This is a genomic window from Sphingomonas sp. GC_Shp_5 (assembly GCF_026540855.1).
In the GTDB taxonomy this organism is placed as follows: Bacteria; Pseudomonadota; Alphaproteobacteria; order Sphingomonadales; family Sphingomonadaceae; genus Sphingomonas.
Genome location: NZ_JALNUP010000006.1, coordinates 86,554 through 108,498 on the forward strand (window position 1 = coordinate 86,554; position 21,945 = coordinate 108,498).

The following is a 21,945-nucleotide window of genomic DNA, read 5'->3' on the forward strand; positions in this document are numbered from 1 at the left end:
AGTCATCGGCTGACGGCGTGCTGATGCGAGCAATCATCGAGGCGAAGTTCTTCAGCTGACCTCACCTACCGCTACTGCGCCTGCCCGCCTTCTTTGCCTTCTTGCCAATGCCTTGAAAATCCAGCGGCACCCGCTTCATCCCAGCGTCTTCGGAAACGTTGAACGGCATCGTAAAGCACTCCCGCGGCTTCATCACGGTCAACTGCACTTCAATACGCCGCCACCACATGAGCAGGTGCCCCGCTTGCAGCGCTCGTTTGGCGTTTGCCCAACTGGAAGGAAGGTGAATAATACGGACGCCTGTACGCTGAACCGCCATCACCTGAGGTGGCAGCTTAAGAAAGTCAGTGTCGGCGGTCAGGATCGCGTCGCCACCATCTTCGGCAAAGGCAGTGATCCAGTGGACGTCTGACGCTCCGGAAAAACCGGCGTTCATCACAGAAGTAAGCTGGAATCCCTCACCGAGGGCGATGTCATTCACCGCCTGAACAATCGCTGGTGCGACATGCTCGTCCGCTCGGATCCTCAACTGCCTATCGTGATCTCATACTCGACAGCCGATCGAACGGCGTCGTGACCTATACCGTATGCGTCCGCTACCCGGCCGATGTTCCCTCCCTCAGCCCGCCACATCCGATGGAGCGCGGCTGTCGGGATCCGCTCTGCTGACAGTGCTGGCTTACCGAAGGCGATTGCAGGATCAATGCTTATGCCTGGGAACTCGGCCGGCAAGGGAAACCAGCGCGTCGCAAGGTCAGATCCAGGATCGAACACAATGCCCTTGGCAATCGTAGACTCGATTACGTCCCACATTTCGTGCTGGCCGGACGCCATGTCCCAAGTAACCCGATCTTTCTCCTCATCGGCGACCTGCGCAAAGACGTGGCGGCGATCGGTCAGATACTTGGCCTTGGAGAGGGCAAAGGGGTGCGACGTTTTCCAATCGTCACGGGCGCGGGCCGCCGCACGACGGAGCGTCTGCATCGGCACACCCTGCTTCCGAAAAGCCTCAATGAACCGAACCTCGATCAGGTCCAAGAAGCTAACGGTACGCCCGTCTTTGAAGTCGCGATCGATAATGGGTCCGGCGCTGTTCTTGCCCCAGCCGTTCAACCATCCGCGCAGCTTGGGTGAAGCGACCTGGAGCAGACGCGCGACATCGCCCGGGCTATAGAAGCCGGCGAGCAGCGGGTCCGCCTCGATGCGCTTGTGCTCCACTGAGGCTCCTTCTGCCGTTGGCGGTTTGAATCGTTGATCATGACCGCGGCGTCAAGCATCGGGACGGCTAGGACCCACCGGAATCGCACTTGGATGCTATGCTAGTAGCACGCCACTTGCAGCGGGCATGCTCAAGGGCGCAGGCTTCCCCCCCCCAATGGCTGATTAGCAGGCGCTGCAGCGGAGGCTGCGAGGATGAGCGAGTCCGTCGACTGGAGGGGCGAGGCAGGCAGGATGGACCTCGCCAACATGCGCAGCCTCGGCGTGCGATCGGTGCAGCTGCACGCTCCTGCCATTATTGGGCGATCGTCAATGTCGATCACCTGACCGACCGCGTGAAGGTGCCAAATGTGCGGCTTTGGTTTCGCTGCTCCCACTGCGGCAGGCGTCCGTCGTCATCACGCCCCAACTGGCTTGAGCGCTAGCGCCGCGCCGCGTTACGGCTTTCGACGTCTTGGATATGTGTTCAATGCACACCCTTGGAGGCGGCCAGGACACCGCAATGGCGTTGCCAACGCAAGCAGGCTTCTCCTCACGCCATGTATGCGCGGACGCTTTCGGCTTGCACCAGAACCCGACGACCGATCTTCTTGTAGGCTAGCGTGCCGGCGCTCATCAAGTTGTTGACCGTGCCGATCGAGACTCCAAGAACCTCCGCGGTTTCCTGTTTGGATAACGCTATGGTGCCGGGCGCTAGAGCAGCGCGCTCGGACTTCGACCGGCCGCCAAGGCGCACCACCGCTTGATCAGCCCCCATTGCATCCTGATCGTCCGTTGGATCTAGCGCGAGGGTTGGCTGCCCTGGATCTGCCTTTGATGAGCGTCGTGGACCGTGTTTGCCGGCCGCAGGTGCAGGTGCAGGCGCAGGCGGCGCTGCACCATGTTCGCTCGCGGCCGTTGTTACCGAGGTTGCATCAAAGCGGATGCCAATCACGCTGATCCGCTCCACGTATCCCGGGCTACCCAGATGAACAGATCCCGCGTCATAAACATCCGCGACCTTGCCCTCGGCGATAATGCGACGCCAAAGCGACCGAGCGATGCGGCTGTCGCGAACCTCTTTGGGTGCGGAACCCGGAGCCTCAGTCTCGATGATCCTCGCGTAGCCCTTCACCAAGCCGCCCATCGCCAGATTAGCTAGAAGCTGATGCTGGTCGACACCGACGTCGGCCGCCTCAAGGATGCGGGCCGCGGAATGCGGAGAGATTGGGCGAAAGGCAGTCACGTGTTCCTCGGCGTCAGGTCCGAGTGGAGCATGGCTTAAGAAGGGTGAAGATAGGCCTACTACGTCCCGCATCATCACTGACGATCATGGGCGAACACCGACAGCCAACGCTAGGTGTGGGACACCATGTGGGACGCGGGTCTGAATATCTGACTGCTTTTTAAGCGATTACAATCGCTTACAGGGAACGAAATGGTGGAGCCGAGGGGGATCGAACCCCTGACCTCTGCAATGCCATTGCAGCGCTCTCCCAGCTGAGCTACGGCCCCATTCCGTTTCCGGAGGCGCGTCCCTAGCGGGAGGCGTCCGGCTTGGCAAGCGACCGATGCGCCCTGCCAACCATTTTTTTGCCGGCTGCCCGTGCGCGCCGCGCCATCATGGCGCAGCGGCACGGGCACCCGTGCCGTCTTAGTGCTCGTCGTCCTCGTTGGACGTCTCGACACCCAGGTCGTCGTCGCCGCCGAGATCCACCTCGTCGTCGGCCGAGGGCTCCTCGTCGTCGGCGGGAACCTGCAGATCCTCGTCCTCGCCCTCGAGATCGCGATCCGCCTCCTTGGTGTCCGGCTTGGCCTGCTCGAACGGGAGCGGCTGCTTGGACTTCAGGATCGGTTCGGGATTCCAGTGCGACCCGCAGTTGATGCAGGTGACGGGATCGTCCTTTTCGAGGTCATAGAAACGTGTCGCGCATTTCGGGCACGTGCGCTTCGTGCCCCATTCCGGCTTGATCATGCCGTGTCGTGCCTTTCGGAATTGGGTTCTTGGAAGAGGGACGGATCCCTTGCTTCGGCGAAGTGGGGCGCGCCTTGCCATAGCACAAGGTGACTGTCAAAGCCCCACCCCGATGTCACACTCGCTTCCCCAGCCCTTTGCCGCCGGATCGCGCGGCCCGTTGACCGGCCGGATCACCGTCCCGGGCGACAAATCGATCAGCCACCGCTCGCTGATGCTCGCCGCGCTCGCGGTCGGCCGCAGCCGCATCAAAGGCCTGCTGGAGGGCGAGGACGTGCTCGCCACCGCCGCCGCGATGCGCGCGATGGGCGCGACCATCACCCGCGACGACCATGACGGCGAGGCCGTCTGGCATGTCGACGGGGTCGGGGTCGGTGGGCTGCTCCAGCCCGAGACGGCGCTGGAGATGGGCAATTCGGGTACCTCCACGCGGCTGCTGATGGGGCTGGTCGCGAGCCATCCGATCACCGTCACCTTCACCGGCGACGCCTCGCTGTCGAAGCGGCCGATGGGCCGCGTGATCGAGCCGCTCGAGCAGATGGGCGCGAGCGTCACCGCCTCCCCCGGCGGCCGGCTGCCGCTGATGATCCGTGGCCTCTGCCCGGCCGTGCCGATCAGCTACACGCTGCCGGTCGCCTCGGCGCAGGTGAAATCGGCGATCCTGCTCGCCGGGCTCAATACGCCCGGCATCACCACGGTGATCGAGCCGGTCGCCACCCGCGATCACAGCGAGCGGATGCTGCGCGGCTTCGGCGCCGCGCTCACCGTGCGCGAGAGCGACGAGGGCCGGGTGATCGAGCTCACCGGCGAGGCCGAGCTGACGCCGCAGCACATCGTCGTTCCCGGCGATCCCTCGTCGGCGGGCTTCTGGCTGGTCGCCGGCTCGATCGTGCCGGGCGCCGATCTCGTCGTCGCCAATGTCGGGCTCAACCCCACCCGCACCGGGCTGATCGCGGCATTGCGGCTGATGGGCGCCGACATCACCGAGCTCGACCGCCGCGAGGTCGGCGGCGAACCGGTCGCCGACCTGCGCGTCCGCCATGCCGCGCTGACCGCGATCGAGGTGCCGGCCGATCTCGCGCCGAGCATGATCGACGAATATCCCGTGCTGTTCGTCGCCGCCGCCTTCGCTGCCGGCCGCACGGTGGCGCGCGGCGCGCACGAGCTGCGTGTCAAGGAATCCGATCGGATCGCCGCGATGCTGGCCGCGCTCACCGCCTGCGGTGTGCCGTGCGAGGAATTTGACGACGGCCTCGCGGTCACCGGCAGCGGCGGCACCGCGATCCCCGGCGGCGGCGCGGTCGCGACGCTGCTCGACCACCGCATCGCGATGAGCATGGTCGTCGCCGGCCTACACGCCACCGCGCCGATCGCGATCGACGATATCGCGCCGGTCGCCACCAGCTACCCCGCCTTCTTCCAGTCGCTCGACCAGCTAGCCGGAGCATCCGCGTGATCATCGCCGTCGACGGCCCTGCCGCCTCGGGCAAGGGCACCATCGCCAAGGCGCTCGCGCGCCATTACGGCCTTCCCCACCTCGATACCGGGCTGCTCTACCGCGCCGTCGCCGCCACCGTGCGCGCGATGGAGCTCGACCCCGAGAAGGAAGCCGATGCGGTCGCCGCGTGCAGCTTCGACGACGGCCTGCTCGCCGATCCGGCGCTGCGCTCCGACGAGATCGGCCAACTCGCCTCGGTGATCTCGGCGCACCCGCTGGTGCGCGCAGCGCTGCTCCACCGCCAGAAGCGCTTCGCCCATCAGGCCGGTGGCGCGATCCTCGACGGCCGCGACATCGGCACGGTGATCGCCCCCGACGCGGACGCCAAATTGTTCGTCAAGGCGACCCCGCAGATCCGCGCCAAGCGCCGCCACGCCGAATTGCAGGCCAACGGCTCGGCGATCAGCTTCGACAAGGTCCTCGCCGACATCCGCGCCCGCGACGAGCGCGATTCGAGCCGCTCGACCGCGCCGCTGGTGATGGCCGACGACGCCGCGCTGCTCGATACCAGCTTCCTGTCGATCGACGCCTCGGTGCAGAAAGCGGTGGCGCTGGTCGAGGCGCGGCGCTGACGGCGCCCGCCCGTCAGAACAATTTGCGCACCGAGAATTTGATGATCCGGCCATAGGGCGTGAGGAATACCCGCTGGAAGCGATAAGGCGTTGCGCCGCTGCGGTCGCGCACCGTGATGCGGTCGTTGAGGATATTCTGCACCTGGAGCTGGAAGGTGATCTTGTTCGCCCAGGCGGCGCGCGGCGCGAGCCGGGCGGCGTCGATCGTCGAATATAGCCCCACATAGCTGCGCCCCGAAAAGCGCAGGTCGGCCGCCGCGATGTCGCTGCGGATGCGCGTGGCCGTTTGCCACAGCGCGTAGAAGCCGCCCTGCACCGGGCCGATCGATCCGCCGATATTGCCTTCGGCTTCGTAGCGCGCCCGCCCGCCGGTGCCGTCGAGCGAATCGCCGCCGAGCAGGTCGAGGCTCGGCTGCCCTGGCTGCAGCACCAGCCGGTCGTCGAGCCGCCCGGTCAGCGTGAGCGAGGAATAGAGCATCGGCCGCGGCTTGGGCGGCGGCGGCGGTGGCGCACCGGCTGCCGCGGGCGCCGGCGGCGGCTCATGACCCAATTGGGTCCACAGCGATGCCTTGCCCTGCACCTTGCGCTCCCGCTCGCGGTAGATGTTCACCGGGCGCAGGTCGGCGCTGAGCAGCAGGCCGTCGGCGCTGCGCACGAACCGGTCGGGGAACGCCGCCTGCAACGCCGCGGTGACGCTGCCGAGATTGCCGGTCTGGTCGTCGATCCGCGTCTCGCTATAATTGAGGTTGAGGCGCAGTTCCTTGTCCTTGATCGGCTTCCACGACACGCCGGCGGTGCTGATCCGGCGCCGCTCGGGCGCGAGATCGGCATTGCCGCCCGCGGTCACCGTGACGAGCGCGCTGCTGCCGGTCAGGAAATCGAACAATGGCGCATTGGGCAGGGTCAGCGCCGGGTTGGTGAGGAGCGCGATTGCCGGCGGCGTCTGGGTGCTGCTGATCGAGGCGGTGACCTGGAGCGGCGTCACCGGGGTCCAGGTCAGGCTGAGGTTGCTGTTGGTGAGGCTGCCGTAGCGCGACACCGCGGCGATGCCGATCGTGCCGTTGGCCGACAGCGTGCCGATCGCGGCGAGCACGCCCTGGTTGGCCGAGGCGATCGGCACGTCGATGTTGACGCTCGCCGCCTGCGTTATGCGGCGCAGGTCGAGCTCGGCCGCGGTGCCGCCGGCGAGCGTGCCATGGCTGGTGGAGCGCGCGTAATCTGCGCTCAGCGTCATCTGCACATCGCCCGCCGGCAGCCGCAGCAGCGGCCCGTTGGCGGTCGCCTTGCCGGTCACCGTCGTCGTCGCCGTGCGGCTGCGCGCGACGAGCCGGTCGGCGGTCGCGGCGGCGGCAAGCGGACCGAACGGATCGCCGCCGGCATCGATCGCGGCCTGGACGGGCGCGAGGTCGAGGCCCTGCTCGGCCGCGGCGCGGACCCGCGCGCGATCGGCGCTGCCGGTGACGGTCCACTGCCAGCGGCCGAGGCTGCCCTGCACGGTGCTGCCGGCGTGAAGGTTGAGGCTGCTGTTGTGCTGGCGCAGCACGCCTGCCTCGCCGAGATAGCGATAGAGCAGCGTGTCGCCGGCGAACGGCGAATAGGGGTTGCCGCCCGGCACGCGCAGCGCCGCGCTCGCCAGCCCGACCAGTCCCGAGCCACGCTCCGCCTCCATCGTCAGGTTGAGCGAGGCCATCACCGTGCGGCCGATCGGCACCGCCTGGGTCGTATCGACCTTGAGCGTGTCGCGCCCGGAGATCGATTGGTAGGGCGAGAGATTGGTCACCCGCGGCGTGCCGGCACCTGCCACATAGCCGGCGAGCGAGCCCTGGGCGGCGGGGTCGAGCGGCACCGGTGCCACCGTCACCGCGCGGCCGGCGAGCGCATCGAGTGCCGGATCGATGCTACCGCCGCCGATCCCGGCAAGGTTGCCGGTGAGATCGAACAGGCTGCTCGTGTCGGGGATCGTTCGCCGCTCGGTGCCGAGCAACGCGTCCTGGTGATCATAGTTGATCGTCAGCGACGATCGCTTGCTGCGGTCGATCCGCGTGGAGCCGAGCGCCAGCGTGCTGGTGTCGGCGCCGCCCTCGGTGGTGGTCCCCGCCCCCTGCTCCACCGACAATGCGCGGAAATGGCGCTTGGTGATGAAATTGACCAGCCGCACCGTGGACGGGAAGCCGAACCGCGGTGCATCCGTCTCGGGCAGCACCTCGGTGCGCTCCAGCGCCTCGGGCGGCAGCGTCTGGATCTCGCCATAGCCCGACACCCGGCGGCCGTTGAGCAGGAACACCGGGCCGGCGCCGCTTGCCGCGGTAACCAGCGGCTTGAGCAGGCGCAGCATGTCGTCGAGATTGGTGACGCCGAGCGCCTGGATCGATGCCGCATCGAGCACCGCGACGGGCGCGATGTCGCCGAGCGCCGAGCCGGGGAGCCGCTTGGTGGTGACCAGGATGTCGTCCCGGTCGCGCGGCGCGGGCTGCTCGTCCTGCAGGGCGCCGTCCTGCGGCTCATCTTGCTGGGCAAGAACAGCGGTGGGGATGACAAGCAACGCTGCTCCCGCCAGCCTTCGCCATCGACGCCCGTTCCTTGCCCGCACCCCGCGCTCCCACCCCGCTGCCGTGCCGGCATACTGTATCGCCGGGCCATGTCGCGATCTTTGTTCCGGCGCTGCTTCGGCACGTCGCCACACCACTTCTGCGACCAGCCGTGATCGCCGCGCGAGCTCGCATGACGGATGCTGGGAGCGGAGCGGAACACACCCTTGCCTGCCTCTGGCGCCCCCCGCCCCGTCCACCTTGCCGTTACCCCCGTTTTCGGCTATGTCCCCACCGTCCGGCGAGCAGGCGCTCGCGGAGGTAGGCGCGACTGGTTATCCTCTCGCGCCCTTTTCGCATCCAACGCGCATCGTATTCCTCCGCTGCCCTGAACGACGGATGCCGCGACCGGCACGGGGCCGCCGCGGCGTTTTCAGCCAAGACCATCGGAACCAACCGATTGGCCGGAAACGATTTTAACTAGGACACTCTAACCCTATGGCTACCCAGCCCACTCCTACCCGCGACGATTTCGCCGCCATGCTCGATGACATGTTCGGCGGTGCCGACAGCTTCGAAGGCCGCGTCGTCCATGGTACCGTCACCGCCATCGAGAACGACCTTGCCGTCATCGACGTCGGCCTCAAGTCGGAAGGCCGCGTGCCGCTCCGCGAGTTCGCCGCGCCCGGCCAGAAGTCGGACCTCAAGGTCGGCGACGAAGTCGAGGTCTATGTCGACCGCGTCGAGAACGTCCACGGCGAAGCGATGCTCAGCCGCGACCGCGCCCGCCGCGAAGCCGCCTGGGACAAGCTCGAGCTCGAATTCTCCAAGTCGGCCCGCGTCGAAGGCGTCATCTTCGGCCGCGTCAAGGGTGGCTTCACCGTCGACCTGTCGGGCGCCGTCGCGTTCCTGCCGGGCTCGCAGGTCGATATCCGCCCCGTCCGCGACGTCACGCCGCTGATGGACATCCCGCAGCCGTTCCAGATCCTCAAGATGGACCGCAAGCGCGGCAACATCGTGGTGTCGCGTCGCGCCGTGCTCGAAGAGACCCGCGCCGAGCAGCGTTCGGGCCTGATCATGAGCCTGGCCGAGGGCCAGATCATCGACGGCGTCGTCAAGAACATCACCGATTACGGTGCGTTCGTTGACCTCGGCGGCATCGATGGCCTGCTCCACGTCACCGACCTCAGCTACAAGCGCGTCAACCACCCGTCCGAGATGATCAACATCGGCGACACGGTGAAGGTGCAGATCATCCGCATCAACAAGGACACGCAGCGCATCAGCCTCGGCATGAAGCAGCTCGAGTCTGACCCGTGGGATGGCGCATCCGCCAAGTATCCGGTCGGCGCCAAGCTTTCGGGCCGCGTCACCAACATCACCGAATATGGCGCGTTCGTCGAGCTGGAAGCGGGCATCGAAGGCCTGGTTCACGTCAGCGAGATGTCCTGGACCAAGAAGAACGTCCATCCGGGCAAGATCGTCTCCACCTCGCAGGAAGTGGACGTCGTGGTGCTCGAGGTCGACGAGGACAAGCGTCGCATCAGCCTCGGCCTCAAGCAGGCGCAGAACAATCCGTGGGAGGCGTTCGCCGCCTCGCATCCGATCGGTTCCACCGTCGAGGGCGAAGTCAAGAACGCCACCGAGTTCGGCCTGTTCATCGGTCTCGACAACGATGTCGACGGCATGGTCCACATGTCCGACATCGCCTGGGGCGTGTCGGGTGAGGATGCCCTCAACCTGCATCGCAAGGGCGAGACCGTCCAGGCGATCGTGCTCGACATCGACGCCGAGAAGGAGCGCATCAGCCTCGGCATGAAGCAGCTCGAGCGTGGCGGCCCGGCAGCCGGCGGCATTGCCGCAGCTGGCGACAAGCTGAACAAGAATGCGGTCGTTACCGTGACCGTGCTCGAAGTCCGCGATGCGGGCCTCGAGGTTCAGCAGGGCGACGATGGCGCGACCGGCTTCATCAAGCGCACGGATCTGGGTCGCGATCGCGACGAGCAGCGTCCGGAGCGTTTCCAGGTCGGCCAGAAGTTCGACGCGATGGTGACGGGCTTCGACCGCTCCAAGAAGCCGACCTTCTCGGTCAAGGCGATGCAGATCGCCGAAGAGAAGCAGGCCGTGGCGCAGTACGGTTCGTCCGACTCGGGCGCGACCCTCGGCAACATCCTGGGCGAGGCTCTCAAGGCCCGCTCGGACGCCGAGAAGAAGTAAGCACCTACCGGGGGCGTCTCGCAAGAGGCGCCCCTATTACCTCCGCGGTGGAGGTAGATGCCAATTCGGACCTATACGGCACGCCGTTAGGTCGCTATAGAGCCGGCATTGCACCAGAAGCCGGGGGGCTTGCGATGATCCGTTCCGAACTGATTCTTAAACTGTCCGAAACCAACCCCGATCTGTCGGCGCAGGAAGTGGAGACGATCGTCACCGCCTTCTTCGACGAGATCACCCGCCGCCTCGCCGCCAATGGCCGAGTGGAGCTGCGTGGCTTCGGCGCCTTTTCCACCCGCGCCCGCGATGCGCGCACCGGCCGCAACCCGCGCACCGGCGAGACGGTGGATGTCGACGCCAAGCGCGTCCCCTATTTCAAGCCCGGCAAGGAAATGCGCGCGCGCCTCAACGTCTGAGCCGGTGCGATCCGCACCGCGCAGGCATGATCGCGGCGTCGGCCTGATAGGTCGCGCCCCATGCCGCCGCTGCTGCGTCATCATCGATCAGCCATGCCGCGTTCAGCTGCCGCCGGTTAGGCGCCGGTGATGCGCACTCCTTGGGGCAAGCTTGGTCTTGCCGCGGTCATCCTGTTCGCCCCCGGGGGCTTCATCCTCGGCGCGACGCTCGCCGCCAACCACTATCGCAAACGCGCGACGGCAGGTCGCGACGACCTGCCGGAGTCGCCACCGTCTGAGCCGCCCGAGCCGCCGGTAGCCTGAGCGACACGCCAGGCTGGTCGGTCACACCGGCGTTAGCCGGCAAACAGTGGCTCGCGGGTAAGCGCGGAGCAGACAATCGCTTGCTGCCCCGGTAGCCGCTGCCCGCAGAAAGCCACCTCTGCGCCTCCGCGCCTCTGCGCGACCTTAAGCTTGCCATTTTCACAAAGGCTGCGACGCCCCCCCCATGTCACCCCAGCGGAAGCTGGGGTCTCCCGCGGCTCCTGCCCCGCCCTTGCGGATCGAGATCCCAGCTTCCGCTGGGATGACGGTGATAGGCGAAAAGAAGTGGATTCGCGCAGAGGCGCAGAGGACGCAGAGAAGAAAGAAGAGGCCTTCACCCGTCCGCACCGACCGCGACCAGCTCGACGCAGGGTACCTCTCCGCGTCCTCCGCGTCCTCCGCGCCTCCGCGCCTCCGCGCGCCAACCTCATCGCGCTGGGCACGGCAGGCGTTGCGCAGGACGACACCCTATCCACAAACGTCACCCCAGCGAAAGCTGGGGTCTCTCGCAATCTGTCCCTGCACCATTGCCTGAAATCCCAGCTCCCGCTGGGATGACGGTTGTGGATAGGGTGTCGTCCTGCGTCGTCAGCAGCTGATCCCGCGGCGTCCCACGCCAGCCTCATCCTCAAATGCGACCAGCCGACCTACAGCATCCACCAGCCGCACACCCGCATGGAACCTGAACGCGAGGTTGTTTCAGGTTCATGCAACCCCTGCCATCACCATCTCGTTTTGATGACATCGAGTTCATGAAACGGGAGTGATTGTAATGCGTAAATTGATGCTTGCCCTGGGCTGTTCCGCGATGGTGCTGCCGGCGACGATGATCGTGCCGGTCAGCGCCGCCGGCGCGCGCAACCACCATTATCGCGAGTGGCGCGACGATCGCGGCCGTGCCCGTTGCCGCAAGGCGGACGGTACCACCGGCCTGCTGGTCGGCGGTGTTGCCGGGGCGTTGCTCGGCCGCACCATCGACACCCGCGGCGATCGTACCGTCGGCACGCTCGGCGGCGCCGTCGCCGGTGGCCTGCTCGGCCGCGAGATCGACCGTGGCGGCAGCTCGCGCCGCTGCCGTTAAGCGTGAATTGACACGGCAAGGAGCGTCGCGAGGGATCGCGGCGCTCCTTGTTGCGTTCGCCTTCATTCAATCCAGGATGGAGAATGATCGATGGTGACCCGCAGCGCTTCGGCGAGCTACGAAGGCCTCGGCAAGGACGGCAAGGGTCATGTCTCGACCCAGTCGGGCGTGCTGTCCAACAATCCGTACGGGTTCAACACCCGCTTCGAGAACGAGCCCGGCACCAACCCGGAAGAACTGATCGCCGCTGCCCATGCGAGCTGCTTCACCATGGCGCTGAGCTTCGCGCTCGCCGGCGCCGGCCATTCGGTCGGCACGCTCGAGACGAGCGCCAAGGTCACGCTCGATAAAGACGGCGATGGTTTCACCATCACCAAGTCGGCGCTGACGCTGAAAGGGCATGTCGAGGGCATCGAACAGGACGAGTTCGAGCGCATCGCCGCCGAGGCCAAGGCCGGCTGCCCGGTGTCCAAGGTGCTCAACGCCGAGATCACGCTGGAGACGACCTTCGGCTGATCGGCATGGCGGAGGGGTGGATTGGCGGCCCCTCCGTCGCCGGCGGTTTCGCCCGCCAGGATGAACGGCTCGTTGTTTTCGGTTCACGCAACCGCGCCGTCCCGCCACCCGTTCACGTCACATCCCAACAGGAGAGTGACATGCGGATCGCAATACTCACGGCGGCTTTGGCCGCCAGCGTCTTCGCCACCGTGCCGGCGACGGCGCAATATAACGGCGGTGGCGCCAACCAGGATTATCGTGACGACGGCCGCGGTGATGGCCGCGGCGACGATCGCGGTGACCGGCGCGGCGATGATCGTCGGGGCGATGGCCGCCGCAACGACAATCGTTTTGCCGGTGGCAACCGCGATTGGCGCCAGTATCGCAACTATGATTACAACCGCGTCGAGAATGGCCGCCGTGGCTATTTCGCCGACAATTACTATCGCGATGGCCGCTATTATCAGGAGCGCCGTCTCGGCCGCAACGATCGGATCTATCGTGGCTCCAATGGCCGCTATTACTGCCGCCGCAATGATGGCACCACCGGCCTGATCCTCGGCGGCGTCGCCGGCGGGTTGCTTGGCAATTCGCTGAGCTACGGCCGCTCGTCGACGCTGGCGACCCTGCTCGGCGCCGGCGGCGGCGCGCTGCTCGGCCAGTCGATCGACCGCGGCAACGTCCGCTGCCGCTGAGCGATAGGCTTGGCCTAAAAAGCTGACTGGAAAGGCCCTGGCGCAAGCTGGGGCCTTTTCGTTGACGAGCTTTACCTTCGGTCACCTCACCACCGTTCGTGCTGAGCCTGTCGAAGCGCGATGAGACGCATGCCCCCTTCGACGCCGCCTGCGGCGTCGCTCAGGACAGGCTTCGGCAAGCTCAGGGCGAACGGTGGAAAGGGTGGAACGGGGCTCTAGAAGATCCCGCCGCCCAGCATCAGCCGCACCGCGAAGATCACGATCAGCACGAGGTTGAGGTTACGCCCGCCGTTGGACGATGACAGCGCCCCGACCGCGGCACCGACGATGCCGATCGGGATCACCAGCCAGTTCATCCAGCCGAGCAGCGGCACGAAGGCGACCAGCCCCAGCACCAGGGTGACCAGGCCGATCAGGATGGAGATGATGTTGAACATCGCCTAGATGTGGCGCCGACCGCGCCGGGCTGCAAGCATTGCGATGTTGATCCCGTGCACGACAATCTTAACCCTGTTCTGCGATGATGCGCGGATGGACCGCTCACGCCCCTCGCTCGTCTTGCTCGCCGCGCTCGCGGCAGGGCTGTCGCTCGCCGCCTGCTCGAAGCAGCCGACGCCGCAACAGGATCTCGACAGCCTCGACCAGGAGCTGACCGATGCGGCCAAACCGGCCAACCAGGCCGATCCCGCCGTCACCGCGGCGTTGCGCGACCAGATCATGGTCGATCCGGCGCTCACCCAGTCGGCCAACACCAACGTCATCCGGCCGCCGAGCCGCCCGGCCTCGGCCGCGGTGCCGCCCGACGGCATCGGCGCCCGGGCCGACGGCGTCGCCCCCGGCGATCTGCGCGCGGCCCCGGCCGCCAAGGGCGGCTGCCCTGCCTGCCGCAAGGCACAGGGCGCGCTGACGCTCGGCGAACTCGCCAGCCGTCAGGCCGGTGGCGCCGCGTGCACCGCCAATCTCACTTATTCCGCGACCTGGGCCAACCGCCTGCCCGCCGGCGTGCCGCTCTACCCCGACGCCCGCGTCGCCGAAGCCGCGGGTGGGCCCGCCTGCGGGCTGCGTGTGGTCAGCTTCGCCAGCGCCGCGCCGGTCGGCCGCGTGCTCGACTGGTATTACACCCAGGTCACCAAGGCGGGCTATTCGGCGGATCACCAGGCCGACGGCGCCCAGCACGTGCTCGGCGGCACCCGCGGCGACGCCGCCTACATGCTCTACGTCACCCCGCGCAGCGGCGGCGGCAGCGACGTCGACCTGGTCGCCAACGCCGGGCACTGAGCGGGCGCGCTGCAGTCGGCAGTGGCCGGGCAGCGTTGCCGGCCAGCTTTGCCGGGCAGCGTCCCACACCCATCACCACAGGTGGTTCGCGCGGGCGGCAAAACGCGCTAGGGAGGTGACATGCCTCTTTTCCTCGTCATGACCGGCGGCGCCATCGGCTCCGGCGCGCGTTACCTCACCGGCCGCCTCGCGCTTGCGCTGTTCGGCCCGGCCTTTCCTTATGGCACGCTTGCCGTGAACCTCGTCGGTGGCCTGGCGATGGGCCTGCTAATCGGCACGCTCGCGCGGGTCGCCGGTGGCGGCGAAGCGTGGCGGCTGTTCGTCGGCGTCGGCGTGCTCGGCGGCTTCACCACCTTTTCCTCCTTCTCGCTCGACGTCGTCACCCTCGCCGAGCGCGGCGCACTCGCCACCGCGCTGGTCTACACCCTCGTCTCGGTGATCGGCGCGATCGTCGCGCTGTTCGCCGGCCTCACCCTCGCCCGCAGCATCGGCGTCGCGGCATGAGCGGCGGCGCGACGATCAGCGCCGGGGTGCGCGAGTTCACCGTCGGTTTCGACGACGACGACATCCGGCTAGACCGCTGGTTCAAGCGGCACCTGCCCGACACCAGCTTTACCACCGTCGCCAAATGGGCGCGCACCGGCCAGCTCCGCGTCGACGGCAGCCGCGCCGCGCCCGGCGACCGGATCAAGGCCGGGCAGATCCTGCGCGTGCCGCCCCCCGAGGCGCCGCGCCCCGAGGGCGAGAAGCCGCAGCGCGAGCGGGTGCCGCTCACCGATGAGCAGACCGAGTTCGTCCGCGAGATGGTGATCCACCAGGACGCCCAGGCGATCGTGCTCAACAAGCCGCCGGGCCTCGCCACCCAGGGCGGTACCAAGACCCATGAGCATGTCGACGGCCTGCTCGACGGGCTGCAGTTCGACAATGAGGGCCGCCCCAAGCTGGTCCACCGGCTCGACAAAGACACCTCGGGCGCGTTGCTCGTCGCGCGCACCAGCCGCGCCGCGGCGTTCTTCGCCAAGACCTTCTCCGGCCGCACCGCCAAGAAGGTCTATTGGGCGCTGATCGTCGACGTGCCCTCGATCGAGGACGGCATGGTCGAGCTGCCGATCGCCAAGCAGCCGGGCACCGGCGGCGAGAAGATGCACATCGACGAGGAGAACGGCCAGGCCGCGCGCACCCGTTACCGTGTCATCGAGCGCGCCGGCAACCGCGCCGCCTGGGTCGAGCTGCAGCCCTTCACCGGCCGCACCCACCAGCTGCGCGTCCACATGGCCGCGATCGGCCATCCGATCGTCGGCGACGGCAAATATGGCGGCGCGGCGGCGTTCCTCACCGGCGGGATCAGCCGCAAGATGCACCTCCACGCCCGCCGCATCCGCGTCGACCATCCCGATGGCGGCGAGATCGACGTCCAGGCCGAGCTGCCGACGCATTTCGCCGAGAGCCTCAAGCAACTGGGCTTCGACGAGATGCTCGGCAACATGATGCCGCTCGACGAAAAGGCGCCGCCGAGCAAGGCCGAGAAGAAGCAGTTCGCCAAGCAGCACGCCAAGACGGTGCGCAAGGCGCGCAAGGGCGAGCGGCGCGGCCGCGGCAGCCGCGATTGAGCGCGGCGGCATGATCCGGCTCGCCGTGTTCGATTGCGACGGCACCCTGGTCGACAGCCAGGCCAACATCTGCCGCTCGATGGAGGAGGCCTTCACGGTCGCCGGTCTCGTCGCGCCGCCGCGCGCGGCGATCCGTCGCATCGTCGGGCTCAGCCTGGTCGAGGCGATCGCGGTGCTGCTGCCCGAGGCCGACACCGCGCAGCACCGGCGGATGGCGCAGGATTACAAGGACGCCTTCTTCCACCTGCGCACCACCGGCGAGATGGAGGAGGAGCCGTTGTTCGAGGGCATCGTCGAGGTGCTGACCACGCTCGCCGACGACGGCTGGCGGCTTGGCGTCGCCACCGGCAAGTCGGATCGCGGGCTCGCCCATATCCTTGCCCACCACGGCCTCGCCGACCGCTTCGTGACGCTGCAGACCGCCGATCGCCATCCCTCCAAGCCCGATCCGGCGATGCTGCTCGCCGCGATCGCCGAGGCCGGCGCGACGCCCGACGCGACGGCGATGATCGGCGACACCAGCTTCGACATGGCGATGGCCAAGGCCGCCGGCGCCCGCGCGGTCGGCGTCGCCTGGGGCTATCACACCGTCGGTGACCTCGCCGCGGCCGGCGCCGATGTCGTCGCCGATCGCGTGCCGGCGCTGCGGCACCTGCTCGCATGACCCGCCTCGCCACCAATGCGGCCGACCGGCTCGCCCGCCGCCGCTATTTCGCGATGACCGCCACCCGCATCGCCGGCGCTGCGGGCGCGGTGTTCGGCGTGTTCCTCGCGTTCAAGAGCCATGGCCTGCCGGTGAAGATCCTCGGCATCGCCATCGTGCTCTCGGCGCTGCTGATGATCGCCACCGTGCCGCGCAGCCTCGCCCACCGCTGGCGGACGCCGCCGCAGCGATGAAGCGCTTCTGGACCGACGTCGGAATCGACGAGGCCCGGGTGGTGACGCTCAACGGCCGCCCGGTCCGCACCCCCGGCCGCGTGCCGCTCGCGCTCCCCACCGCGGCACTGGCCGAGGCGGTCGCCGCCGAATGGCGCGCGGTGCCCGAGACGATCGACCCGCGCCGCATGCCGCTCACCGGCCTCGCCAATGCCGCGATCGACCGGATCGGCCCCGATCCCGCCAGCTTCGCCGCCGGGCTCGCGCGCTACGGCGAAAGTGATCTCTTGTGCTACCGCGCCGATGGCCCCGACGATCTGGTTGCCCGCCAGGCCGCTACCTGGGATCCGCCGCTCGCCTGGGCGCGCGCGCGCTACGACGTTCACCTCGAGCTCGCCACCGGCATCATCCACCGTGCGCAGCCGGCCGCGACGATCCGCCGGCTCGGCGACGCGGTCGCCGCGCTCGACGCCTTCACCCTCGCCGGCCTGTCGCCGCTGGTGACGATCAGCGGCTCGCTGATCCTCGGCCTCGCGCTGGTCGAGCGCGCGATGGAACCCGCCGACATCTGGGCCGCCGCCAATCTCGACGAGGACTGGCAGGCCGAACGCTGGGGCCACGACCCGCTCGCCGCCGACGCGCGCGAGGCACGACGGCGCGATTTCGACGGCGCGGTGAGGTTCCTGGAGGCGCTCTAGAGCTGCCGACCACCTCGGCGTGCGCCCTGAGCCTGTCGAAGGGCATGAGCCTCACCGTGCTTCGACAGGCTCAGCACGAACGGGCTGGTAAGGCTGCCCCACCACACCGTTCGCCCTGAGCCTGTCGAAGGGCCTGGGACTCACCGCGCGTCGACCGGTCCTGGTCAAACGGCAGCCTTACCCCCTCAGCGCGTCAGGCGGCGGATGAAGCCGATCAGCCCGGTCTGGCGCGAGCGCTTGAGCCGTTCGGCGGCGAGGATCGTCTTCACCCCGGCGATACACTGGTCGACATCGTCGTTGACCAGCACGTAATCATAGCCGTCCCAGTGGCTTACCTCGTTGGCGGCACGCGCCATGCGGGCGTCGATGACCTCCATCGTGTCGGTGTTGCGCCGCTCGAGCCGCGCGCGCAGCTCGGTCATCGACGGCGGGAAGATGAACACGCGGACGACATCGCCACCGGCGATCTGGAACAATTGCTGCGCGCCCTGCCAGTCGATGTCGAACAACACGTCCTTGCCGGCGGCGAGCATCGCCTCGACCTGCGCGCGCGGGGTGCCGTAGCGGTGGTTGAACACATGCGCCCATTCGAGGAACTCGTCCTCCGCAACCATGCGGCGGAATTCCTCGAGATCGACGAAGTGATAGTCCTTGCCCTCGACCTCGCCGGGCCGCATCGGCCGCGTCGTCGCCGACACCGACATGCCGAGTTCGGGTTCGTCGGCGAGCAGCTTGCGCGCGATGGTCGACTTGCCTGCGCCGGACGGCGAGGACAGCACGAACAGAACGCCGCGGCGCTTGAGGCTGTGGGGATCGGGGTGAGCGGTGGCGTCCATGCGCGCTACTGGCGTGGCGCCCCCCCGGGCGTCAACCCCGCGCTGGGCCGGACTGTCCCGCCACGCGCCGCACCCGACCCACAACCGTCATCCCAGCAAAGGCTGGGATCTTCCGGAGGCGCGCTATCCGCTCATCAACGACGAGGCCCCAGCCGTCGCTGGGGCGACGGACATGGAGCTGTTGCTGGAGCGGCAAGTCTACCTAGCGACGTCGAGCAACGACAAGCCCGGGCTCAACCTAGGCTCAGCCCCGCTGCGTCTCGCGATGCCGGTCATAGGCCTTCTTGGCGACGTAGCCGCCGCCGATCAGCAGCCCGAGCGGCCCCATCCGGCGCAGCGCCACCGCGGCGATCGTGCCCATCGCGGCACCCTTGAATCCGCCCGAGCCATCGCGGCGGTTTATCTCGCGGCCGACCAGCGCGCCGATGATCTTGCCGATCATGCCTCGGCCTCGCCGAATGCCGCATCCTTGAGCGCACCCGCGCCGCGCAGCACCGCCCAGCCGACCGCATAGGTCACCGCCAGCGGCAGCACGACCTTGAGCACGTTGGCGGTGATCGCGCCGACCACCGCGCCATCCGCGGCGCTGTCGTCGCCGGACATTGAATCAACCGCGCCGCCGATCAGCGCACCGATGGTTGTAGCACTCACGTCATGATCTCCTCTTCGCGGGGAAGAGCGTTTGGCGACCCGGCGGGTTCCCGGGCCAGCCCGATCAGCGCCCGATCATCGTCTCGGGCCGCACCACGCGATCGAACGTTTCCTCGTCCACCACCCCGAGCTCGAGCCCCGCCTGCTTCAGCGTCTGGCCATGGGCATGGGCGTGCTTGGCGATCTTGGCGGCATTGTCATAGCCGATCTCGGGCGCGAGCGCGGTGACGAGCATCAGCGAGCGATCGACCAGCTCGGCGATCCGCTCGCGGTTGGCGGTCATCCCCTCGACCATCCGCTCGGCAAAGCTCTCCATGCCGATCGAGAGCAGGTCGATCGCGCGCAGCACGTTGGCGCCGATCAGCGGCTTGAACACATTGAGCTCCATATGGCCCTGCAGCCCGCCGATCGTCACCGCGACGTGATTGCCCATCACCTGCGCCGCGACCATCGTCAGCATCTCGGCCTGGGTGGGATTGACCTTGCCGGGCATGATCGAGCTGCCGGGCTCGTTGGCGGGCAGGTCGAGCTCGCCGAGCCCCGAGCGCGGCCCCGAGCCGAGCAGCCGGATGTCGTTTGCGATCTTGGTCAGCGCCACCGCCAGCGTGTTGAGCCGGCCGGAGAAATCGACCAGCGTGTCGTGGCTCGCCAGCGCCTCGAACTTGTTGGGCGCGGTCTCGAACGGCAGGCCGGTGAGCGCGGCCATCTCGGTCGCGAAATCCTCGGCAAAGCCCGCCGGCGCGTTGAGCCCGGTGCCAACCGCGGTGCCGCCCTGCGCGAGCTTGCACAGGCCATGCTCGATCAGCGGCACCAGCCGCGTCCGCGCCAGCCGCACCTGCGCGTAATAGCCGGAGAATTCCTGGCCGAGCGTCAGCGGCGTTGCATCCTGGAGATGGGTGCGGCCGATCTTGACGATGTCGTCCCACGCCTCGACCTTGGCGAGCAGCGCCGCCTCGAGCTTTTCCATCGCCGGCACCAGCCGGTGGGTCGCGGCGAGCGCCGCGGCGACGTGCATCGCGGTCGGGAAGCTGTCGTTGGACGATTGGCTGCGGTTGACGTCGTCATTGGGGTGGACTGGCACCTTGCCGCCGCGCGTGCCTGCGAGCATCTCGTTGGCGCGGCCGGCGATCACCTCATTGGCGTTCATGTTGGATTGAGTGCCCGACCCCGTCTGCCAGATCACCAGCGGGAACTGGTCGTCGAGCGCGCCGCTCGCGACCTCCGCCGCCGCCGTCTCGATCGCCGCGGCCTTGTCGGCATCGAGCCCATGGCGCCGGTTCACCCGCGCCGCCGCCTGCTTCACCAGCGCCAGCGCATGGACGATCTCGATCGGCATCTGCTCGCGCGCGCCGAACGGGAAATTCTCGATCGATCGCTGGGTCTGCGCGCCCCAATAGGCTTGCGCGGGAACCTCGATCGGGCCGATCGAATCGGTTTCGGTACGGGTGTCGGTCATGGAGACACTACTAGCGCCGGCGATGGGAGTTCCAACGCCTGCCAGCTACCCGCCGTCATCCCAACGAAAGCTGGAATCTCCATTGACGGCGCCGCGCCCGCGGCCGGAGTTCCAACGCCTGCTAACTACACTCCGTCATCCCAGCGATAGCTGGGATCTCCATCGATGGCGCTGCGCCCGCGGCCAAAGATCCCAGCTTTCGCTGGGATGACAGCAGGGAGTGACGCCACCCGCCGCCCGGTCACTTCTTCCGCTTGAAATCCACGCTGACGACGTTGGAGCCATCCTCCACCGGGGTCACGGTCGGGCCGTCGTTCTCGGCCTCGTCGTGCGGCTCGGGGCCGTCGTCGGGGCCTTCGGTCGCCTGGAAGCGCAGCTCGAAGTTCACCGCGGGATCGTGGAAACCGGTGATCGCCGAATAAGGGATCACCAGCTTGCTCGGCACCTGGTTGAAGCTCAGTCCCACCGAGAACTTCCGCTCGTCCACCGTCAGGTCCCAATAGCGGTTCTGCAGGACGATCGTCATCTCGTCCGGAAACCGCTCGATCAGCCGCTTGGGGATGTCCACCCCGGGCGCCTGGGTCTTGAAGGTGATGTAGAAATGATGCTCGCCGGGCAGGCCGCCGCTCTCGGCAACGGTGTCGAGCACGCGGCCGACCACGGCACGCAGGGCTTCCTGGACGATTTCGTCATAGGGAATAAGGCTATCGGGCAGGCCGTCGGTCATTCCCCTTGGGTAGCGGGGTTTGATGACCGGTCAAGATTGCATGACGCCCGATGACCGTTATGGAGCCTGACATGCGCACTTCGACGATCAACCGCTCCACCGCCGAGACCAAGATCGACGTCACCGTCAATCTCGATGGCACCGGCCTTTATGACGTGTCGACCGGAGTCGGCTTCTTCGATCACATGCTCGAGCAGCTGTCGCGCCATTCGCTGATCGATCTCCACGTCCGCACCGTCGGCGATCTGCACATCGACCAGCACCACACGGTGGAGGACACCGGCATCGCGATCGGCGAGGCGGTCGCCCGGGCGCTCGCCGACAAGCGCGGCATCCGCCGCTATGGCGACGCGCTGTCGCCGATGGACGAGACGCTCACCCGAGTCGCGCTCGATATCTCCGGCCGCCCCTGGCTGGTCTGGAAGACCGAATTCAGCCAGAAGCGCCTCGGCGAGATGGACACCGAGATGTTCGAGCACTTCTTCCACAGCTTCGCCCAGGCCGCCGGGATCACGCTGCACATCGAGACGCTCCACGGCAGCAACAACCACCATATCGCCGAAAGCGCGTTCAAGGGCCTCGCCCGCGCGCTGCGCATCGCGGTGGAGATCGATCCGCGCAAGGCCGATGCGATCCCCTCGACCAAGGGGATCCTGTGACGCGTGCCCCTGCCATCACACCGGCAGCGCTACCTCTGCCCTTCCCGTCATCCCGGCGCCCCAAGCCGTCACCCCCGCGCCTATATCCGTCACCCCAGCGCAAGCTGGGGTCTCAAGCCGCAAGCGCGGGACGAGAGTCGCCGGAGACCCCAGCTTGCGCTGGGGTGACGATCATGA

Annotated in this window: 26 protein-coding genes and 1 tRNA gene; 15 read left to right on the forward strand and 12 right to left on the reverse strand. The window is 67.6% G+C overall.

The genetic code is table 11. The annotated features are described in order from the left end of the window. Positions 1-61 precede the first annotated feature (61 nt). The 5 genes from OXR60_RS06665 to OXR60_RS06685 all read right to left on the reverse strand — a co-directional run bounded on the left by OXR60_RS06665 (position 62) and on the right by OXR60_RS06685 (position 3,172). Positions 62-529 (reverse strand): DUF5615 family PIN-like protein, encoded by a 468-nt coding sequence (locus OXR60_RS06665; RefSeq protein WP_267395016.1) that lies wholly within the window; start codon positions 527-529, stop codon positions 62-64. After that, the gene (locus OXR60_RS19960; RefSeq protein ID WP_267395017.1) at positions 526-1,218 is read right to left on the reverse strand and encodes a DUF433 domain-containing protein; all 693 of its coding nucleotides are present in this window, start codon (positions 1,216-1,218) and stop codon (positions 526-528) included. Before OXR60_RS19960 ends, OXR60_RS06665 begins: the two co-directional genes overlap by 4 nt. Before the next feature lie 532 nt (positions 1,219-1,750). Further along, positions 1,751-2,443: a helix-turn-helix domain-containing protein gene (locus OXR60_RS19965; protein ID WP_267395018.1), complete on the reverse strand. Its 693-nt coding sequence runs from the start codon at positions 2,441-2,443 to the stop codon at positions 1,751-1,753. 193 nt (positions 2,444-2,636) lie between these two features. Next, positions 2,637-2,712: transfer RNA gene (locus OXR60_RS06680), tRNA-Ala, on the reverse strand. A 139-nt stretch (positions 2,713-2,851) separates the two neighbouring features. Continuing rightward, on the reverse strand, positions 2,852-3,172 hold the full coding sequence (locus OXR60_RS06685) for a TIGR02300 family protein (RefSeq protein WP_267395020.1): 321 nt from the start codon (positions 3,170-3,172) through the stop codon (positions 2,852-2,854). Positions 3,173-3,284: 112 nt separating this feature from the next. On the opposite strand from OXR60_RS06685, the gene aroA reads away from it, so the two are divergent. Beyond that, positions 3,285-4,628 (forward strand): 3-phosphoshikimate 1-carboxyvinyltransferase, encoded by a 1,344-nt coding sequence (aroA, locus tag OXR60_RS06690; RefSeq protein WP_267395021.1) that lies wholly within the window; start codon positions 3,285-3,287, stop codon positions 4,626-4,628. Continuing rightward, the gene (cmk, locus tag OXR60_RS06695; protein WP_267395022.1) at positions 4,625-5,242 is read left to right on the forward strand and encodes a (d)CMP kinase; all 618 of its coding nucleotides are present in this window, start codon (positions 4,625-4,627) and stop codon (positions 5,240-5,242) included. The genes aroA and cmk overlap by 4 nt, the downstream gene beginning before the upstream one ends. 13 nt (positions 5,243-5,255) lie before the next feature. On the opposite strand, the gene OXR60_RS06700 is transcribed toward cmk, so the two are convergent. Further along, a complete protein-coding gene (locus tag OXR60_RS06700; RefSeq protein ID WP_267395023.1) occupies positions 5,256-7,784 on the reverse strand; it encodes a TonB-dependent receptor in 2,529 nt (842 codons plus the stop codon). A 484-nt stretch (positions 7,785-8,268) separates the two neighbouring features. Between OXR60_RS06700 and rpsA the strand changes: the two genes are divergently transcribed. The 6 genes from rpsA to OXR60_RS06730 all read left to right on the forward strand — a co-directional run bounded on the left by rpsA (position 8,269) and on the right by OXR60_RS06730 (position 12,977). Next, complete coding sequence (gene rpsA, locus OXR60_RS06705; RefSeq protein ID WP_267395024.1) at positions 8,269-9,987, forward strand: 30S ribosomal protein S1; 1,719 nt, start codon at positions 8,269-8,271, stop codon at positions 9,985-9,987. A gap of 134 nt (positions 9,988-10,121) precedes the next feature. Next, complete coding sequence (gene ihfB / locus OXR60_RS06710; protein WP_267395025.1) at positions 10,122-10,400, forward strand: integration host factor subunit beta; 279 nt, start codon at positions 10,122-10,124, stop codon at positions 10,398-10,400. Positions 10,401-10,529: 129 nt separating this feature from the next. Beyond that, positions 10,530-10,703 (forward strand): hypothetical protein, encoded by a 174-nt coding sequence (locus tag OXR60_RS06715; protein ID WP_267395026.1) that lies wholly within the window; start codon positions 10,530-10,532, stop codon positions 10,701-10,703. Between the two features lie 772 nt (positions 10,704-11,475). Further along, the gene (locus OXR60_RS06720; RefSeq protein ID WP_267395027.1) at positions 11,476-11,784 is read left to right on the forward strand and encodes a glycine zipper 2TM domain-containing protein; all 309 of its coding nucleotides are present in this window, start codon (positions 11,476-11,478) and stop codon (positions 11,782-11,784) included. Positions 11,785-11,874: 90 nt separating this feature from the next. Next, positions 11,875-12,300 carry an OsmC family protein gene (locus OXR60_RS06725; RefSeq protein WP_267395028.1) on the forward strand — a complete coding sequence of 142 codons (426 nt, stop codon included), beginning with the start codon at positions 11,875-11,877 and terminating at the stop codon, positions 12,298-12,300. Between the two features lie 140 nt (positions 12,301-12,440). Further along, positions 12,441-12,977 carry a glycine zipper 2TM domain-containing protein gene (locus OXR60_RS06730; RefSeq protein ID WP_267395029.1) on the forward strand — a complete coding sequence of 179 codons (537 nt, stop codon included), beginning with the start codon at positions 12,441-12,443 and terminating at the stop codon, positions 12,975-12,977. 215 nt (positions 12,978-13,192) lie between these two features. On the opposite strand, the gene OXR60_RS06735 is transcribed toward OXR60_RS06730, so the two are convergent. Beyond that, entirely contained in the window at positions 13,193-13,414 is a 222-nt protein-coding gene (locus OXR60_RS06735) for a hypothetical protein (protein WP_267395031.1), read from the reverse strand. A gap of 94 nt (positions 13,415-13,508) precedes the next feature. Here OXR60_RS06735 and OXR60_RS06740 point away from each other — a divergent pair, with 94 nt between their 5' ends. The 6 genes from OXR60_RS06740 to OXR60_RS06765 all read left to right on the forward strand — a co-directional run bounded on the left by OXR60_RS06740 (position 13,509) and on the right by OXR60_RS06765 (position 17,439). Beyond that, positions 13,509-14,255, forward strand: a complete 747-nt coding sequence (locus OXR60_RS06740; RefSeq protein ID WP_267395032.1) for a hypothetical protein — start codon at positions 13,509-13,511, stop codon at positions 14,253-14,255. A 120-nt stretch (positions 14,256-14,375) separates the two neighbouring features. Next, the gene (crcB, locus tag OXR60_RS06745) at positions 14,376-14,759 is read left to right on the forward strand and encodes a fluoride efflux transporter CrcB (RefSeq protein WP_267395033.1); all 384 of its coding nucleotides are present in this window, start codon (positions 14,376-14,378) and stop codon (positions 14,757-14,759) included. Then, complete coding sequence (locus OXR60_RS06750; protein ID WP_267395034.1) at positions 14,756-15,865, forward strand: RluA family pseudouridine synthase; 1,110 nt, start codon at positions 14,756-14,758, stop codon at positions 15,863-15,865. The genes crcB and OXR60_RS06750 overlap by 4 nt, the downstream gene beginning before the upstream one ends. Positions 15,866-15,875: 10 nt before the next feature. Beyond that, positions 15,876-16,529 carry an HAD-IA family hydrolase gene (locus OXR60_RS06755; RefSeq protein ID WP_267395035.1) on the forward strand — a complete coding sequence of 218 codons (654 nt, stop codon included), beginning with the start codon at positions 15,876-15,878 and terminating at the stop codon, positions 16,527-16,529. Further along, positions 16,526-16,762 carry a hypothetical protein gene (locus tag OXR60_RS06760; RefSeq protein ID WP_267395036.1) on the forward strand — a complete coding sequence of 79 codons (237 nt, stop codon included), beginning with the start codon at positions 16,526-16,528 and terminating at the stop codon, positions 16,760-16,762. The genes OXR60_RS06755 and OXR60_RS06760 overlap by 4 nt, the downstream gene beginning before the upstream one ends. After that, positions 16,759-17,439 (forward strand): ATP12 family protein, encoded by a 681-nt coding sequence (locus OXR60_RS06765; RefSeq protein WP_267395037.1) that lies wholly within the window; start codon positions 16,759-16,761, stop codon positions 17,437-17,439. Before OXR60_RS06760 ends, OXR60_RS06765 begins: the two co-directional genes overlap by 4 nt. Positions 17,440-17,624: 185 nt before the next feature. On the opposite strand, the gene gmk is transcribed toward OXR60_RS06765, so the two are convergent. The 5 genes from gmk to OXR60_RS06790 all read right to left on the reverse strand — a co-directional run bounded on the left by gmk (position 17,625) and on the right by OXR60_RS06790 (position 21,109). Continuing rightward, positions 17,625-18,275 carry a guanylate kinase gene (gene gmk, locus OXR60_RS06770; RefSeq protein WP_267395038.1) on the reverse strand — a complete coding sequence of 217 codons (651 nt, stop codon included), beginning with the start codon at positions 18,273-18,275 and terminating at the stop codon, positions 17,625-17,627. A gap of 244 nt (positions 18,276-18,519) precedes the next feature. Next, positions 18,520-18,717 carry a hypothetical protein gene (locus tag OXR60_RS06775; RefSeq protein WP_267395039.1) on the reverse strand — a complete coding sequence of 66 codons (198 nt, stop codon included), beginning with the start codon at positions 18,715-18,717 and terminating at the stop codon, positions 18,520-18,522. Beyond that, the gene (locus OXR60_RS06780) at positions 18,714-18,926 is read right to left on the reverse strand and encodes a hypothetical protein (protein ID WP_267395040.1); all 213 of its coding nucleotides are present in this window, start codon (positions 18,924-18,926) and stop codon (positions 18,714-18,716) included. The genes OXR60_RS06775 and OXR60_RS06780 overlap by 4 nt, the downstream gene beginning before the upstream one ends. A gap of 64 nt (positions 18,927-18,990) precedes the next feature. Further along, positions 18,991-20,382 (reverse strand): class II fumarate hydratase, encoded by a 1,392-nt coding sequence (gene fumC / locus OXR60_RS06785; RefSeq protein ID WP_267395041.1) that lies wholly within the window; start codon positions 20,380-20,382, stop codon positions 18,991-18,993. A gap of 241 nt (positions 20,383-20,623) precedes the next feature. Then, on the reverse strand, positions 20,624-21,109 hold the full coding sequence (locus tag OXR60_RS06790; protein ID WP_267395042.1) for a ClpXP protease specificity-enhancing factor SspB: 486 nt from the start codon (positions 21,107-21,109) through the stop codon (positions 20,624-20,626). A gap of 71 nt (positions 21,110-21,180) precedes the next feature. Between OXR60_RS06790 and hisB the strand changes: the two genes are divergently transcribed. Beyond that, positions 21,181-21,768, forward strand: coding sequence for an imidazoleglycerol-phosphate dehydratase HisB (gene hisB / locus OXR60_RS06795; RefSeq protein WP_267395044.1), 588 nt, complete (start codon positions 21,181-21,183; stop codon positions 21,766-21,768). The last annotated feature ends 177 nt before the right edge of the window (positions 21,769-21,945 follow it).